This is a genomic window from Symbiopectobacterium sp., from assembly GCF_047692315.1.
Taxonomy (GTDB): domain Bacteria; phylum Pseudomonadota; class Gammaproteobacteria; order Enterobacterales; family Enterobacteriaceae; genus Symbiopectobacterium.
In genome coordinates this window covers 100,240-115,720 of sequence record NZ_JBLLJS010000013.1, presented here as the reverse complement: position 1 = coordinate 115,720, position 15,481 = coordinate 100,240, and the positions used below count along the sequence as shown (strand labels likewise).

At 49.5% G+C, this 15,481-nt stretch carries 15 protein-coding genes and 4 pseudogenes; 11 read left to right on the top strand and 8 right to left on the bottom strand.

The window, feature by feature from the left end:
• The first annotated feature begins 7 nt into the window (after positions 1–7).
• The 8 genes and pseudogenes from ACMZI0_RS07195 to ACMZI0_RS07160 form a co-directional block, all read left to right on the top strand.
• A complete protein-coding gene (locus tag ACMZI0_RS07195; protein WP_415672442.1) occupies positions 8–874 on the top strand; it encodes an ABC transporter permease subunit in 867 nt (288 codons plus the stop codon).
• Between the two features lie 7 nt (positions 875–881).
• On the top strand, positions 882–1,922 hold the full coding sequence (locus ACMZI0_RS07190) for a P1 family peptidase (protein ID WP_415672441.1): 1,041 nt from the start codon (positions 882–884) through the stop codon (positions 1,920–1,922).
• 10 nt (positions 1,923–1,932) lie between these two features.
• Positions 1,933–2,754: a M55 family metallopeptidase gene (locus ACMZI0_RS07185; RefSeq protein ID WP_415672440.1), complete on the top strand. Its 822-nt coding sequence runs from the start codon at positions 1,933–1,935 to the stop codon at positions 2,752–2,754.
• A gap of 15 nt (positions 2,755–2,769) precedes the next feature.
• Positions 2,770–3,733 (top strand): annotated as a pseudogene (locus ACMZI0_RS07180) (isoaspartyl peptidase/L-asparaginase).
• Positions 3,697–3,927, top strand: a complete 231-nt coding sequence (locus ACMZI0_RS07175) for a membrane dipeptidase (RefSeq protein ID WP_415672439.1) — start codon at positions 3,697–3,699, stop codon at positions 3,925–3,927. Before ACMZI0_RS07180 ends, ACMZI0_RS07175 begins: the two are co-directional and overlap by 37 nt.
• 89 nt (positions 3,928–4,016) lie before the next feature.
• The gene (locus ACMZI0_RS07170; RefSeq protein ID WP_415672438.1) at positions 4,017–4,925 is read left to right on the top strand and encodes a LysR family transcriptional regulator; all 909 of its coding nucleotides are present in this window, start codon (positions 4,017–4,019) and stop codon (positions 4,923–4,925) included.
• A 116-nt stretch (positions 4,926–5,041) separates the two neighbouring features.
• Positions 5,042–5,905 (top strand): YicC/YloC family endoribonuclease, encoded by an 864-nt coding sequence (locus ACMZI0_RS07165; protein WP_415672437.1) that lies wholly within the window; start codon positions 5,042–5,044, stop codon positions 5,903–5,905.
• Positions 5,906–6,101: 196 nt separating this feature from the next.
• A pseudogene (locus ACMZI0_RS07160) lies at positions 6,102–6,197 on the top strand (type II toxin-antitoxin system death-on-curing family toxin); the annotation flags it as partial.
• Between the two features lie 107 nt (positions 6,198–6,304).
• Here the strand turns inward: ACMZI0_RS07160 and ACMZI0_RS07155 are convergent.
• From ACMZI0_RS07155 to ACMZI0_RS07130, 6 genes and pseudogenes are all read right to left on the bottom strand, one after another.
• Positions 6,305–7,060 carry an Ig-like domain-containing protein gene (locus ACMZI0_RS07155; RefSeq protein ID WP_415672436.1) on the bottom strand — a complete coding sequence of 252 codons (756 nt, stop codon included), beginning with the start codon at positions 7,058–7,060 and terminating at the stop codon, positions 6,305–6,307.
• Between the two features lie 54 nt (positions 7,061–7,114).
• A pseudogene (locus ACMZI0_RS07150) lies at positions 7,115–7,999 on the bottom strand (inverse autotransporter beta domain-containing protein); the annotation flags it as partial.
• Positions 7,944–8,084: a hypothetical protein gene (locus tag ACMZI0_RS07145; RefSeq protein WP_415672496.1), complete on the bottom strand. Its 141-nt coding sequence runs from the start codon at positions 8,082–8,084 to the stop codon at positions 7,944–7,946. The pseudogene ACMZI0_RS07150 and the gene ACMZI0_RS07145, both read right to left, overlap by 56 nt.
• The gene (locus ACMZI0_RS07140) at positions 8,068–8,370 is read right to left on the bottom strand and encodes an inverse autotransporter beta domain-containing protein (protein ID WP_415672435.1); all 303 of its coding nucleotides are present in this window, start codon (positions 8,368–8,370) and stop codon (positions 8,068–8,070) included. Before ACMZI0_RS07140 ends, ACMZI0_RS07145 begins: the two co-directional genes overlap by 17 nt.
• Before the next feature lie 668 nt (positions 8,371–9,038).
• A complete protein-coding gene (locus ACMZI0_RS07135) occupies positions 9,039–9,434 on the bottom strand; it encodes a helix-turn-helix domain-containing protein (protein ID WP_415672434.1) in 396 nt (131 codons plus the stop codon).
• Positions 9,435–9,755: 321 nt separating this feature from the next.
• Positions 9,756–10,133, bottom strand: a complete 378-nt coding sequence (locus tag ACMZI0_RS07130) for a hypothetical protein (RefSeq protein ID WP_415672433.1) — start codon at positions 10,131–10,133, stop codon at positions 9,756–9,758.
• Between the two features lie 1,950 nt (positions 10,134–12,083).
• Here ACMZI0_RS07130 and ACMZI0_RS07125 point away from each other — a divergent pair.
• Together ACMZI0_RS07125 and ACMZI0_RS07120 are read left to right on the top strand one after the other, a co-directional pair.
• The gene (locus ACMZI0_RS07125; RefSeq protein WP_415672432.1) at positions 12,084–12,623 is read left to right on the top strand and encodes a phosphoadenosine phosphosulfate reductase family protein; all 540 of its coding nucleotides are present in this window, start codon (positions 12,084–12,086) and stop codon (positions 12,621–12,623) included.
• Between the two features lie 176 nt (positions 12,624–12,799).
• Complete coding sequence (locus tag ACMZI0_RS07120; RefSeq protein ID WP_415672431.1) at positions 12,800–13,111, top strand: hypothetical protein; 312 nt, start codon at positions 12,800–12,802, stop codon at positions 13,109–13,111.
• A 202-nt stretch (positions 13,112–13,313) separates the two neighbouring features.
• Here ACMZI0_RS07120 and ACMZI0_RS07115 read toward each other — a convergent pair whose 3' ends face one another.
• Complete coding sequence (locus ACMZI0_RS07115) at positions 13,314–13,652, bottom strand: GlpM family protein (RefSeq protein ID WP_415672495.1); 339 nt, start codon at positions 13,650–13,652, stop codon at positions 13,314–13,316.
• Positions 13,653–13,853: 201 nt separating this feature from the next.
• A pseudogene (locus ACMZI0_RS07110) lies at positions 13,854–14,594 on the bottom strand (Gfo/Idh/MocA family protein); the annotation flags it as partial.
• A gap of 27 nt (positions 14,595–14,621) precedes the next feature.
• Between ACMZI0_RS07110 and ACMZI0_RS07105 the strand changes: the two are divergent.
• Positions 14,622–15,359, top strand: a complete 738-nt coding sequence (locus tag ACMZI0_RS07105; protein ID WP_415672430.1) for a hypothetical protein — start codon at positions 14,622–14,624, stop codon at positions 15,357–15,359.
• The last annotated feature ends 122 nt before the right edge of the window (positions 15,360–15,481 follow it).

Below are 15,481 nucleotides of genomic sequence, written 5' to 3'. Positions count from 1 at the left end.
AGCGATCATGAGCCACTCTACAGAGCCTACGATGACCGCCGCCGCGCAAGATAACGCCACCATCCGCTCACCGATGCGCGATTTCTGGCAGGCATTTATCCAAAACCCGCTGGCGCTGGTATCCGGCGGATTTATTCTGCTATTGGTGCTGGTCGCTGCCTTCGCCCCCTGGCTGGCCCCTTTTAACCCGATGGATCCGGACTGGATGGGCACCGATGACCTGGGACGCGATGTGATGAGCCGTATTATCTACGGCTCGCACATCTCCTTATATATCGGCCTGTTTTCCGTCACGCTCGGCATGGTGGTCGGCATTGTGCTTGATCTGCTGGCCGGATTTTATGGCCGCTGGATTGACATGCTGATCATGCGTAGCGCCGATGTGCTGTTTGCCTTCCCCGGTATGCTGTTGGCTATCGAAGTCGTCGCCATTCTCGGCCCTGGCTTGAATAACGTGATTATCGCCGTCGCAGTGTTCAGCGTGCCGGTGTTCGCGCGTATCGTGCGCGCATCCGCATTAACCTTGAAACAAGCCGCTTATGTGGAAGCGGTGCGCAGCGCAGGCGCGCCGGATCGCATCTTGCTGATCCGCCATATTCTGCCAGCCACCTTGCCGAACGTGATCGTCTATTTCACCATGCGTATTGGCACCAGTATTCTCACAGCGGCCAGCCTGAGCTTTATCGGTCTTGGCCCCGAGCCGGACGTGCCGGAGTGGGGCAATATCCTTGAGATGAGCCGCAGTATGATGATGGCCGGGCAATGGCACGTCAGCGTCTTCCCCGGTCTGGCCATTTTCTTTACCGTGCTGTCATTCAATTTGTTAGGCGACGCCTTGCGCGATACGCTGGACCCGAAACTGAAGAATGCATGAGAACTCCATGATGGCTTTTCAACAGGCACAGCTGCACGCCCTATTGCAGCGCTGGCATGACCACCAGCAAGTCGGCGTGCCACGCATGCCCAGCGGTCCAAGCAACAGCCTGTGCGATGTGACTGGCGTGCGCGTCGGGCATGAAACGCTGGCGCAGGGCGAGGTGCAAACCGGCGTTACCGCCATTGTGCCCCCCGGTGACAACCTGTTTACGCAGCCGTTGCCGTGCGGTGTCGCCGTCCTTAACGGTTTTGCCAAACCGGTGGGTCTGGTGCAGGTGGAAGAGCTGGGGCAACTGCAAACCCCGATCCTGCTGAGTAATACGCTTGCCGTCGGTACACTGTTTACCACGCTAGTGCGCGACGCCATTGCCAAGACCCCTGAACTCGGGCGCACGCTGCCCACGGTGAACCCGCTGGCGCTGGAATGCAACGATGGCTGGCTGAACGATATTCAGGCATTGGCGGTGACTGAAGCCATGGCGCAGGCGGCGCTGCACAATGCAGATACCCACTTTGCGCGCGGCAGCGTCGGTGCCGGGCACGGCATGAGCTGCTTCGGCCTGAAGGGTGGCATCGGCACTGCATCTCGTCTGATTCCCGAGCTGAATGCCACACTGGGTGTGCTGGTGCTGGCCAATTTTAGCACGCTGGACAGACTGCAAATCGGCCCCTTTATTGAACCGCTGTTGCCTGAGCTCACACCGCAACGCGATGCGGGTTCGATTATCATCATCATGGCAACCGATGCACCGCTGGATGCGCGCCAGCTCGGGCGCATCGCCAAACGCGCTGGTGCCGGGCTGGGCCGTCTGGGCAGCTATTGGGGCCACGGCTCTGGCGATATCGCTGTCGCTTTTTCCACACAACCCACGCCGCAGCCGCCGGAAGAGGCAAAACTGGAATCCATGCTGTGCGCCGCCGATGCCACTGAACATGCCGTACTGGATGCCCTGCTCTGCGCCGAAGCGGTGACCGGTTTTCGTGGTCACCATCGCCCGGCATTGCGGCAGGTTTTAGACCGTCTTGCACAAAACGTTTTAGCGTAAGGACATAACCATGAAAGTGTTTATTTCTGCCGACATCGAAGGGATCGCCGGCGTGATGCGACCGGAGCAGTACAGCCCCGGACACGCAGAGTACCAACTGGCTCGCGGGCTGATGGAGCAGGAAGTGAACGCCGCCATTGACGGTGCCTTTGCCGGTGGCGCAACGGAAGTCGTGGTGGCTGACAGCCACGCCGCCATGACCAATCTGCGGGCTGAGAATATCGATGCTCGCGCCCGTCTGGTTCAGGGCAAACCACGCATATTATCGATGGTCGACGGGCTGGAGCAGCAGGCTTTCGATGGCCTGATGTTCATCGGCTACCACAGCGCAGCCGGGGAGCACGGCCTGCTGGCACATACCATTAATGGCCGCGCCTTTTATCGTGTGAAAATCAACGATGAAGTGATGGGCGAGAGCGACATCTATGCCGCCGCCGGAGCCGAAAAGGGTACACCGTTGTGGCTGGTCAGCGGCGACAATATCCTGCAACAGTGGATAACCCGCTATTATCCCCAAACAGGCTATGCTTGCGTCAAACGCGCCATTTCGCAAACCTCGGCGGAATCTCTCAGCCCGCAAGCGGCACAGCAACTGATTCGCGCACAGGCACAACAGGCCGTTCAACGCGCACACCGTGAAAGAACCTCGCGTATCGCTGCCCCCTATCATCTTGAGCTGATGACCGCCAAACCGGTGCTGGCCGATCTGTTTAGCCTGATCCCCGGAGTGGAACGCGGTGATGCGGTGACGGTACACTACACCGCACAAAGCATGACAGATATCGTTCGCTTGCTAAGCACTTTCTCATATCTGGCCACCACACAGAACTAATAACAGGGAGATGACATGGTCAAGCCAGTCATTGTGATCCACGGAGGTGCGGGAGCATTGACCCGCTCCGCCATGAGCGCGGAAAAAGAGCAAGCCTACCGCGAGACGTTAAACGCTATCGTCGCCAGCGGCCAGCAGATTCTCAGCCAGGGCGGCAGTGCGCTGGATGCAGTCACCGAAGCGGTGCGTTTACTTGAAGAGTGTCCACTGTTTAATGCCGGACACGGTTCGGTCTTTACGCACGATGAAACCCACGAACTCGACGCCAGTATCATGGATGGCCGCACATTGGATGCCGGTGCCATCAGTTGCGTCAGCCATATCCGCAATCCAGTGCTGGCTGCAAGGGCTGTCATGCAGCAGAGCCAGCACGTGATGTTTACCGCGGCGGGTGCGGAAGCATTCGCTCGGAAACAGGGATTGGAGATGGTCGAACCCGACTTCTTCTCAACCGATGCCCGACGTAAGCAGTTACACCACGCGCAAGCAGGAGAAGGTCGCGTGGTGCTGGATCACGATGGTCAGCGCGATGTAGCGCAGGGTGACCCTATCGATCCGGAACGCAAATATGGCACCGTTGGTGCCGTGGCGCTGGATAGTGCAGGAAATCTCGCAGCGGCAACCTCAACCGGCGGCATGACCAACAAGCAGGCCGGACCGCGTAGGCGATAGCCCAATCGTTGGCGCAGGCTGCTACGCCAACAACAATACCGTCGCCGTCTCTTGTACCGGAACAGGCGAAGTATTTATCCGCTGCGTGGCAGCATATGATGTGTCTGCGTTAATGGAATATGCCGGGCTGACGGAAACCGGCCTGCGCCTGGTGAAAGCCTGTAACGCCAAACGCATCATGGTGGATTTGTCGCACATGGATGAAAAAGGGTTCTGGCAGACCGCGAGCATCAGCGATGCGCCGATGGTAAAAAAGACCCCAATGCCACGGTGGAAGAGATTGTGCGCCATGTCGATTACCTGCTGAACAAGCTGGGAGAAGACTGCGTTGGATTGGGATTCGATTTCGATGGCACCACCGTGCCGTCGGACCTGCATGATGTCGCAGGGCTGCCGATTTTGGTCGATGCGCTGACGCAGCGCGGATACGATCGCCCATTACTGGAAAAAATCTGCTACGGCAACTGGTTGCGTGTACTGGAAGCCACCTGGGGCAAATAACCACCGGGTAAAAACGCCGGGTGGCGTGGATATTGCATGGAATTTGCTCAAGGTGAAATCATGACCTAACCAACACGGAGCACCTGTCCATGCGCTTACGCCACATCGAAATCTTTCAGGCTATTCTTCAGGCTGGCACCATCAGCGGTGCCACCCGCTTACTGAACGTTTCACAGCCGAACGTCAGCCGGGTGCTCAATCATGCCGAGCAGCAACTGGGATTTGCCCTGTTTGAGCGCGGCACGCAGGGCATGGTCGCCACCCTCGAGGGGCGGCGTCTGATCCCGGAAGTGCAGGAGCTTTACATCCACCTGCAAGCCATTGGTTCGCTTACGGAACAGATGAGAAAAAACTGGGTGCAAACTGTGCGTTTAGGGGCTGCCCATGCGTTCAGCCAAATGGTGGTTGCCCCGACGATGGTGGAGTTTCACAAACAGGAAGAACGCGTCAACGTGGAACTGGTCACCGAGCACTTCTCCACTTTGTGCCAAAACATTCTGCAAGACCAGCTCGATTTTGCGCTGGTATTTGGCCAGCAGGTGCCTGCTGCGCTACTGGCAGAGCCGCTGTTTCAAGCCTATATGGTGGCGGTGTTGCCCAAAGACAGCCCGCAAAACGGCCCGGTATCGCTGGAGTGGCTCTGCTCCAATAATCTGCTGATGATGCAGCAGCAAGATCCGTTAGGCCAGGTGCTGCACCGTGCGTTACGCGCCAAAGGGCTGACGCCGATGTCATCAGTGTATATCAAAACCTACTCGGTGATTGCCGATATGGTGTTGGCGGGCAGCGGTGCGGGTATCGTCGATCTGTTTACCACACATCGCTATGCCGATATGTTGAAAATCGTACCGATTGCACAGCCGCTGCCGTTCGAGATGACGCTCATCAGCCGCCGCGACAATCCACAATCACGCGCCGCATTGCAATTGAAGCAACTGATGAAAAACAAATGCTGGGAGATTGCCCGGCAAAATGAAGGTCTGTTTCACGCTGCATAATGCGGCAGCGCTCTGAAATCCTGCTCCGCTCCGACCGCTCAACTGATTTTATCCTACCCTGCAAAACCACGGGCGCGTTATACTCGCCTCATCACTTGCTAAACAGGTAAATACCGATGATCCGCAGTATGACCGCCTACACCCGCGGTAACATCAAGGGCGGCTGGGGTAACGCCGCGTGGGAGCTTCGCTCCGTTAACCAACGTTACCTTGAAACATACATCCGTTTACCGGAACAGTTCCGCAGCCTGGAGCCGGTGATTCGTGAGCGTATCCGCGCCCGTCTGACGCGCGGAAAAATCGAATGCAACCTGCGTTTTGAACTCGACCCGAGCGCGCAAGGCAGTTTGATCCTGAATGAAAAGTTGGCAAAACAACTGGTCGAAGCCGCCAACTGGGTCAAAATGCAGAGCGACGAAGGGGAAATTAACCCGGTTGATATCCTGCGTTGGCCGGGCGTGATGTCTGCGCAAGAGCAAGATCTGGATGCGATCAGCACAGAGTTGATGGCCGCGCTGGAAAAGGCGCTGGACGACTTTATCACCGCGCGAGAAACCGAAGGTGCTGCACTCAAACAACTGATTGAACAGCGCCTTGCTGGCGTTAGTGCCGAAGTGGTGAAAGTGCGTGCGCACATGCCAACCATCCTGCAATGGCAACGCGAACGCCTGCTGAACAAGCTGGAAGAAGCGCAGGTTCAGTTGGAAAGCAACCGGCTGGAACAAGAGTTGGTGCTGCTGGCACAGCGAGTTGACGTTGCCGAAGAGCTGGACCGGCTGGAAGCGCACGTCAAAGAAACCTACAACATCCTGAAGAAGCCGGAAGCCGTTGGCCGCCGTCTGGATTTCATGATGCAAGAGTTCAACCGCGAATCAAACACCCTGGCCTCCAAATCCATCAACGCCGACGTCACTGCCAGCGCCATTGAGTTGAAGGTGCTGATTGAGCAGATGCGGGAACAAATCCAGAATATTGAGTAAATTCAATGCAATAAACTGAACACCGCAACGCCCTTTTCAGGGCGTTTTTATTGCCATCTGCTTCCGCAATGAGAATACAAATGACCTCATTGATATGCTCGTGCTGAGCAAAAGACAGGCTGAGCAGCATCGTTAAAATGTATCTTCCGTATTCTTCTAATATCCAAACCCTGCGTTCCCTTCACACAAGGGGCTAAATACCCTGGAGAACTTAACCGTAGAAGCTGCGACGGGGGCAAAGAACGTTGCCCAACTAGCACATCATCTACGAGAACGGATGGATAGCCTATGAGGTGCTTATTCTCATTGAGAGCTACTATCCAGAAATAACGCCCTGTAAACCCACGTTTAAACCCATATCAGCGTTGACGCTTCCGCCAACACATTCTAGAGGCACAACTACCTTGCCAGCTGCAACGTCACGTGCAGCAAGTATTCCACTTCAAAATCCCCAGGGCCGCTTCTCGCAGAGAAATGTACGTCACCCACATAGCGACCCGGCGGTAAGGTTGCATTATCGTCTGCGGCAAAAACCAGTTCTGCATCCATGCCACTTCCCGCCTTTGGGCAGCTTATTGCGTCATTTAGCGGCCTGAGTTTACAACCAGAGTGGCGATATCCTCTAAATTTTACCGCATAGCGATTTTCATCCATTTGATTGGTCAGCGTAGCAACCAAGGCCTGATTGCTACGTGATGACCAGACCAACTGCCGGGGGACAAGGGTCGGTGCTTTTGCAACAAAACCCAATGAGGTATAGCCCTTAACCGGTGCCGAGCGATACCTGACACCATCGCTCGCCATATCCCATGAGTCTTCAATAAACCCCATCGTTTTGACGCTGACATCACTCACACTCGAGTGGTTAATAGAGGCGGTTACCGTCACTTTGCCTTTATCAACACTTTTAAAGCTGACGCTGGCAACCCCCTGCTCTGATGTCAGTGTCTTACTGGCCGACAAGCGACCAAATGAATGACGCCACTGCACCATGACATTTGGAACCGGGTTGCCATGCGCATCAGTGACCACAGCGGTAAACTGAACATAATTCATGCCATCACCGGTCAGTAACGATTTATCTGCCGACAGAGACTCTACCTTGGCAGTGGTGACATCCGCTTTAAGGGCAAATGTCGCAGATAAAGATGCCATCGCCACGCCATCAAGCAGAGGAGTGACTGAATAAACGCCCGCTCTCGTTCCCTTTTAACGGCCTGCCCCTCCACTTTCTCGTATTGCACTGATAGTGACTTCACTGGCAGGAGGTTCACCACCCTGTTGGTTTCTTAGCCTAAGTGCAATATGGCCGGCCATATTGCTTAGGGGTTTATCGTTGCTGTCTTTTACGTTAAGAATGATGTTTACACTGGCTGCATTATTCGCAACGGCAGAAGCTGGCATAACTGAAAATGTGCTGCGAGCGGTGTCAGAGACCAGACGCATCATAGTCATTGCGGGCGCATGAACGCGTATCCAGGATTTCCCCTGATTAGAGCGATGACCTTCCGTATCCACCGCAACCGCACAAACACGATAGCAGTTCTTGGGCTGGCCGCCTTCTTTGTAGTTCGGTAACACCACCGCATAATTTTCGTATCCGCGCGGTAAAATTTTTCCGCCAGCAGCGATCAACGCTGGGGCAGACCATTCCAGACGTGCGAGTTTATGGGTTGCATTCACTTCTACGTTGAGCGGTTTTTGCTCTCCTGAATAACCGTCCACTGCCCGAATCATACTTAAAAAGAGGCGCTGCTCCGCGCTCAACATGAGCAACGGAAAGGGCGTATAGCTTACACCCGCACCAATAGCATGAGGATTATGCTGACGATCGTCCTTACCAAACAGCACCACCTGATCGCCATAAAACTGTTCATACAACAGCTTCACCCCTAATTGAGGCCAATCAGGCAGATAGGCTTCCGTGCGAATGTCCCATCCATTAGCGGGGCGCTCTCGTTCGTTGCCATAGGGCGTCTTCCAATTACTGAGGCGCAGGTAGCTGTTCACACCTAGTTTCAGGAAATCACGCCAATACTCAATGCCAATTCCTGCCCGTACATGATGATGCGAAAAATCGTAGTCGAGAAAGCCGTTGCCCCCCCACTATAACGTTATGCGTTACATGACGCATGCCTAAACCCAGGTTTGCTTGCACGCGTCTATCCGTATGATGAATGCTGCCCTGAGTGAAAATAAGATTGTCCTGCCTGTCGCGTATAAGGAAGCAGTAGATCGACCTGAGATTTTTTCAGCAGAGAGGCATTATTCGCATCGAGCTGCACACGAGCAGTGCCAAAACGGCTCAGCCAATGCTGAAATCCACTGCCCGCCTGATCAATAGCAATGCGATGCAGTTCGGCAATAGCCGTATCGTGCTTTGGATCGTTGGCAAGAAAAGGCCCGGCACGAGAAGCTAATAAAGCAAGCCTATACGAACGTTCATCATCTGGAGGTTTCGCCACGTTGAAAATTTGTCTCTGTTGATATCAGAGGCGACTGCGGGACAATAAGCGCCTTACCAGGTTGAAGATTATTGAACCCGTGCAAAAAAATCCGTGATTCATTTAATTTTCGCAATATATCCATATTAATATGAAGGCTTTTCGCCACGGACTGAGGAGATTCGCCCGTTTTGAGCGTATATAACGTGGTAGGCAATGAGGCTAGATATTCGGGATGAGTAGAGACTCGATTATCACTCTGAACATGCGTAGAAAACAACATACCGCTAAGCGTCAGCAAGCACAGGATACTTCTCTGAGAGAAAGTAACGCTTAACCGTAAAATGCACGATAGGTATGAAAAAACGTCGTTTATAACCATTTACTTCATCTGTAATTCTGATCGTAACGAATACAGGGAAAAAAAGGCCGAGAAAAAGAGAAACTTGATATAGTCACAATGAGAAACTATTTTTACGATTGCATTCTATCGAAATAGTATCGACTAACAGATTAGAACAGACCACACCACAATTCTTTCAAGAAATGCTACAACTTTATTATCGGATAAAAACAAAATACATGAAAAGGAACGCTGATATAATATATTGATTTAAAAGAAATTATCACCATTAAAACAACCATGAAAAACGGCGAAAATAGAAAGATAACTTCCGCCAATTTACCCCTTAAAATTTTTCTGGCAAATCTGCGACAGAGATAAGCTTCCCATCTTTTGTTTCAATGTATCCACCCTTTTTCAACTCAGACAGAATTCGCATGACATGGCTACGAGACAACCCAGTTAGCTTGGTAATAATCGAGGCTATGCCAAACTGCATTCTGAAATCCAGCGGTTTATCAATATAATGCAGTAAAATACTTTTTATTACCTGATAACCATCTGATTTCCCAGAAATTAGATCTCTACGATATAATTCATTCATATTAGAAATCATAACATAGAGAAGACACTCTTCCAGATGATTCTCATTTATTTTCTTTAGAAGTGTATCAACGTCGCCCTTATAAATAACTGACCCCACACCCCCAGTAAAATAAACGGAGAAGTAGGCATCGTACAAATAATTAACGCCAAAAAAATAGGTGCATGTAAATGCCCGAGAAGAATGTCTTCATTTTTTCTATAAACAGAGATAAAGCCAGAGGAAATGTAGAAGAACGACATTAAATCCTGCTTATCCTTCACGTTTTTCACCTTCACCATATGAGGCAGAAAATGGCTTTTCAATAGATTTATTTTACTGCTCAATTTTTTTCAAACAACGGGCAGCGTTTACCTTCATAATTATATAACATTCTTGTTTCTTACCTTATCAGGAAAACCGGGCTTTAATTTAAACGATGAAACAGTATAAATAAAAAACTTACAAACAATAATAGGGTTATATTTTATTGGCACAGATACCAATATTGAGCAACTTCAATATTTTCACAAAGAGAGCGGGTTCAATATTTTTTTCTATTACTAAATGCGGGCAGAGTCTATTGATGTAAAAATTACTTTTATTCTTACTCTCTATTAAGAAAACAATCTTCGTTTTTTCCGAAACAGAACGGACAGAGGCTAAAAAATCCTCTGAGATAATCCAAATGCTTTGTGAAGGATCAATGATGAGGATATCAATACTCTGCGTTTTGACAAGTTCAATCACATCTCGCTGCGTTGCAGCAATATAAATAGGGTCAAAGGTATCAAGCAATGCCTTGGCACCAAGCACAAAGAAAGAATCCAAATCATAAAAAACAATATTACTCGGCATATTAAAGCTCTGATCAAGGAATAATACAGTCTCGAAGTTTTCTCACACCCAGTTTTGCGAAGAAACGTCGCTTATAGGTCATGATCGTTTTTCTTTAATTTTCAATTGCTTTTATATATCCCTTACGCTTACACCGCCGGTCATCATGGATAAAATGGTATTTTCTCGCGGGCTTAGGACTTTCTGGACATTCAACTTCTTATCGGGGACGACTTTCGAGTCTGTTAGACGGTAGCCCGCACAAAACAGATCGATGATGGTTTCATAGAATGGTAATGGATTTTTTATCCACAACAGAAAGATCTTTGCTAATACTAAAGTCGACACACCCATCGGTAAAAAGCAGGACTCTCACTCCCAATGTATAGCATTTGAGCTTGAAGAGTTCTCTTTTCCTTTCACAATCCAATATATCATCCGTTACGATGACGAGAGATGGGGCATCACTAACGAGCTGTGTGAAAAATTGACGATAACTTTTTACATGAACGCACTGGATATTTCTTTCTAGCATAATATCAGATACGTTCTTACAGAAAAAATAATCTTGACCGAAGATCAAAACGTTATTTTTTATCATAAATCCTCCGTTGCGCATCAATCGCGAAATTTTACTTTTTCACTCACCACATGGGCGTAGCCTTGACCATCCTAAAGTTGCCTAATCGAAACAAGAGCAACCAAACCGATATCATGAAAAGATACGAATGAGTACGCACAACTTAAGATTGCGCCCAAGATTGCGCCCAGTCATCATGGAAAGGGTTCGAAGTATTCTTCTTCTCTGCGCAAGAGCACCAATCTACGGAGTAACCTAAAACAAGTGTAGCTCAAGTATCCAGATAGTGTAACCAGACATTTTCACTCAGCGTTATTATAAACATGACCATGTATAGCTCTACATTTCAATGGTCCGCAACCTCTTAAAGAAGAATTTAATTACATACAATAATCATTATTATCAATAAGTTAATAGAAATCAAAACACTAAATGAACGGCCAGTCATCCCACCACTTTTAAGCAACTCACGTTCATACATATAGGTACATAAAATTCGGCATGCGCATATCAATCCATTCGCCTATTTTCTCAAAAAGGCCATCATGCCCCAAAACCTCACGATTTCCCCAGCCTGACCCTTTGCTGGACAGCCTTCACCCTGTGGCGCTCAACGCAGCTGAGTTCAGGTGCGATAACAAAGTTAATGCGCTTCTTACCTGATATTAAGAGAGTCAACAATATCCTTTGCAGCACAAACAATACCATCAACACGATGATATCCATAGCAGAAGAAATAAATCAAAACTTCAGATAATTCTTAATTTAAATAGCCCGAACAAGGTCCCGACATTCGAGATTTATCTTCATATCCTAGCAAATGTAGCTAACTTCAAAAAATGCACAACTTTCACATTCAATAAAAGAAAAACCAGATGGATTTTACCTTCCTGGTCCTAATGGGTCACTGTCTCATTTAAGACACAAAAAAGAGGAAATATACCTCACATCAAACCGAAAAAATTTGCAATGAAAGCATAAAAGTCAATAAGCCATTCACCCCACTTATTAAGGAATAACCACAACTATTATTAAATAGAAAATAAAAAATCATCACTGACCGGCAAACGCCTTACTATTCCCCAATAAAAATTTTCAAAACATTGAGCGAAAAATGACAGGAAATGACGAAAAAAAGTTTATATTACCTGCCAACACGATGCACATAATGAAGACGAAAACATTCATCAACCCTGGATGATATTTGTTGAAATTAGCTATGTATCAACTAATTAGCATCAATGAAATGGAATGGCCATTCTTGCCAGTGTGTCGTTGTCAAAATGAATGATAACGAGATTCATTCATCGTATCAGCTATAAAAATATAAAAACAGTGACAGACAACCATTAACCGACAGCATAGCAGAACTTTATCGCCAGGAAAAAGAAATGAAAGAGATACATTCCACATCCAATGTTTTTGATGCGGCTTTATTACGCCTTGACATCATCGTCAGTAACTATGAAGAAGTGTGTATTTCCTTATCTGGGGGAAAAGGTTCGACAGTATTATTGCACCTCGCCGCTACCGTTGCTAAAGCTCACGGAAAAAGGCTTACCATATTGTTCATTGATCAGGAAGCACAACATACGCAAACTATCGCTCATATACAACGCTTGAAACAACTCTACTGCGATGTAATTGACAATTTTTATTGGATTGCGTTGCCGCTCACAAATGAGAACAGCCTGACATCTAACGCACGCACCTGGATATCCTGGGAAGATAATGTTGAATGGTGGAGACTCCCCCCAGCAGACGCAATTACGGATCAAAATATCTTTCCATTTTACTATTATGCGATGACGGAGCGCGATTTTACCTCTGCGTTTCTGAATTGGCTCGCCTCAGGAAAAACACTCGCGTTCATAATGGGAACAATGACCAATGAAGCGACCAATGATAGCGCGCTTACTCAGAAAAGTTAACTCTATAGCATATCCTGAAACCCATATTGAATCAGGAACAAGCAACCTAATTCATACGCTATATTCGCTGTTTGATTGGCACTCGCAAGACGTTTGGTTATTCAATAGTCTTTCAAAAGCCTCTTACCAACCCCTTGTATGATCTCATGTACCGCTCAGGATCACCGCGTAGCGATATGAAAATACAAGAACCGTTTGAACAACGAACAGTAGATGCCTCTCTGAGTATGGCGCAAGGTACTCACCGCAGCCTGTTTAGTAGCGCTTACTTATGCGATGATTCCGATTGCGAAAAACCAGCCAAACCCAGCGACGATACATGGCAAAACTATGCCACGTTTCTCTTGAACTCAATGCCGCGGAAAATGGCAGATCAATTTCGCGTCAACATTGCTCAGTATCTCAGTTGGCACCGTTCACGCGGTTTTCTTCATTGCATTCCGGATGAAGATGCATGCGCGACTGAGGAACACGATATCGTATCATAGGAAAAGATATGCGCCATGATCATGAGTAACGATTACCGTGGCCTGGCGCTCTCAGCATCCCCCTCTCTTATGGGGGACGCGACACCTGGCGGTAGCGGCAGGAAGAAATCTCGCAGAAGGCGTTGTAAAAGTAACGATGCCATCTTTCTGTAACATCCGCTGTCTTCTTTGCTTGATACTGATCGTTGCTGGTAATAGCTTACTAACCATAAAAGTGTGACCAAGCCTTGATCAACACAAAGGCAGAGACACTCCAGCAGGCTACCGCAGATAGCAATGCCAGCGGCAGTTTCATGGACGCGGTAAAATAGTAAAGTGATATCAGGTAAATCAGATAGGGAATGACCGACCAGATGCCAAACAGGATAGTGGCTCGCAGCGCTTCTGTGCCGCGCTCTGTCCCCACAATGTAGTGAGCAATTAATGCAAATGTTGGGAACAGCGGGATCAGCCCCGCAATATAGTAGTGTCTGGTCTTAGCCAAAATACCAATTAGCACAACAATAACAGCGCCAAGAATGGCTTTGATTAACAGAGACATTGCAGATTTACCGTGCCGTGCGGGGACAAGAGCGTCAAGTGTAACAGAAAAGGAATAAAAAATACAGAAAGAACCACCGTGTCCCCCTTGCCCGTAGGCCACCTCGATACGCTCCGGCGCACCAAACATCGGATACCAGGTGATATCGCAGTCCATCAGGCTACCTTCGTTCTTGCGCTCTCCCCCGCCATTGACGTAGGAGTTCTCGACCAGTTTCATTTCCAGCCGCCCTTTGCTGCCATTGAAGGCGATATTCAACCCTTCCCAAGGCTGATAAGCGTTGAGGGAGTAAGTCAGCAGCGTTTTATTGCGGTACTTCACCATCACCGCCAGGGTATCTTCGATGCTGATGCCATCCCCGAACACGCTCTGATCGCGCAGGTAGCCATCCTCATGTTCCGCATTCAGATACAGTTCCTTGAGCATCGCCCGCTCCTCCATATGCAATGCGAAAGGATCGTTGCGCGCAGCCGGCTGGTTATGACAGCGGGAATAGAACTCACTCACTCCGCGCCGCTCGGCATTTTCCTCACCGTAGAAACACAGATCGCCTTGGGCGAAAACGAACTCCGGCACGGAGTCGAGCCAGAAATTGACTAAATCGAAATGGTGAGTGGATTTATGGACCAGCAGCCCGCCGCTGTTACGTTTGTCGCGGTGCCAACGGCGAAAATAATCAGCGCCGTGTTGAGTATTCAGCAGCCACTCAAAATGCACGGAGAAAACGTCACCGACAGTACCGTTGAGGATAAGCTCACGCAGCTTGCTGTGATGAGGCACATAGCGATAGTTAAACGTTACGCGCAGATCGCGACCGGTGCGTTCCACCGCATCAACAATCGCCAGACAGCGTTCTTCATCGATGGTCATCGGCTTTTCAGTAATAACATCGCACCCCAGCTCCATAGCGCGGATGATGTAGCGATCGTGCGTGCGATCCACGCTAGTAACGATCACGATGTCAGGACGATGCTGTGCGATCAACGAACTGAATCTGTAGGTCTTTCGCGTCTGATCCGCGCGCCGTCAGCCTCACCGCGAGCGCTGTTTAGCGAGTGGCTGGAACCCCACGCCCTGAGTCCCCTCTCACAGCAAGAGATTGACGATCTGTTTGCCATTTACACCTCCAGCCACGACTGGATGTGTAAAACCTCTAGCTTGCTGGGGAGACTGTTGCAACGCCATAGCCGCCCTCCACATGACTTTGAGCAGGCACTGCAACTGCTGCATATGGATACCCGCAGCGCAAATTGGTCTCAGTCTTTTCAGCCGTTGATGCCGCCGGATGATGAGGCCGTCGGTGAGCAGCAAATGCAGCTCATCATCCTGGAAAAACAAAAGTCCCGCTTTCTGGCGGAATACCTGCGTGCTCAGGTGGATAAAAAACTGCCCGCCATGCCGCTCACTGACGCCTTTAAACACATGCTCACCGATAGCTGGGAACGCGCCTTCTGGTATACCCACGCTTACAGCCACATTACCCATGCCTTTGCGCTCTGCTTGTGGATCCACAAATACGGCAATACCCCTGCGCAACACGAACAACTGCTGCAAGCGTTACAAACGCTGCGTCACTTCATCGCCGAACTGGAAACCTGGTTTTTTTCGGCAGGAGCGCACCATCCTTACACCTTTCAATTGCTGCTCGACCCGCAGCGTCTTCTTCATTTAGCGGCCAGTCTGGAATGCGACATCGCCGCGTCTTGACCGTGAAATGAGCATAAGCATTTCCCCACAGGTAAAACACACAGGAACCCGATACTCAGCATCAGGGGACGGACTTATTGGGATAAATCTTGAAATCACTCATACAATTAACAACTTGTGTG

Excerpts from the sequence above, each read along its gene's own strand:
- ACMZI0_RS07120 (WP_415672431.1), top strand. The coding sequence starts at position 12,800 with ATGAAAATACAAGAACCGTTTGAACAACGAACAGTAGATGCCTCTCTG.
- ACMZI0_RS07165 (WP_415672437.1), top strand. The coding sequence starts at position 5,042 with ATGATCCGCAGTATGACCGCCTACACCCGCGGTAACATCAAGGGCGGC.
- ACMZI0_RS07195 (WP_415672442.1), top strand. The coding sequence starts at position 8 with ATGAGCCACTCTACAGAGCCTACGATGACCGCCGCCGCGCAAGATAAC.
- ACMZI0_RS07115 (WP_415672495.1), bottom strand. The coding sequence starts at position 13,652 with ATGTCTCTGTTAATCAAAGCCATTCTTGGCGCTGTTATTGTTGTGCTA.
- ACMZI0_RS07190 (WP_415672441.1), top strand. The coding sequence starts at position 882 with ATGATGGCTTTTCAACAGGCACAGCTGCACGCCCTATTGCAGCGCTGG.
- ACMZI0_RS07130 (WP_415672433.1), bottom strand. The coding sequence starts at position 10,133 with ATGCCGAGTAATATTGTTTTTTATGATTTGGATTCTTTCTTTGTGCTT.
- ACMZI0_RS07125 (WP_415672432.1), top strand. The coding sequence starts at position 12,084 with ATGAAAGAGATACATTCCACATCCAATGTTTTTGATGCGGCTTTATTA.
- ACMZI0_RS07185 (WP_415672440.1), top strand. The coding sequence starts at position 1,933 with ATGAAAGTGTTTATTTCTGCCGACATCGAAGGGATCGCCGGCGTGATG.
- ACMZI0_RS07170 (WP_415672438.1), top strand. The coding sequence starts at position 4,017 with ATGCGCTTACGCCACATCGAAATCTTTCAGGCTATTCTTCAGGCTGGC.
- ACMZI0_RS07155 (WP_415672436.1), bottom strand. The coding sequence starts at position 7,060 with ATGGCATCTTTATCTGCGACATTTGCCCTTAAAGCGGATGTCACCACT.
- ACMZI0_RS07105 (WP_415672430.1), top strand. The coding sequence starts at position 14,622 with ATGCTGTGCGATCAACGAACTGAATCTGTAGGTCTTTCGCGTCTGATC.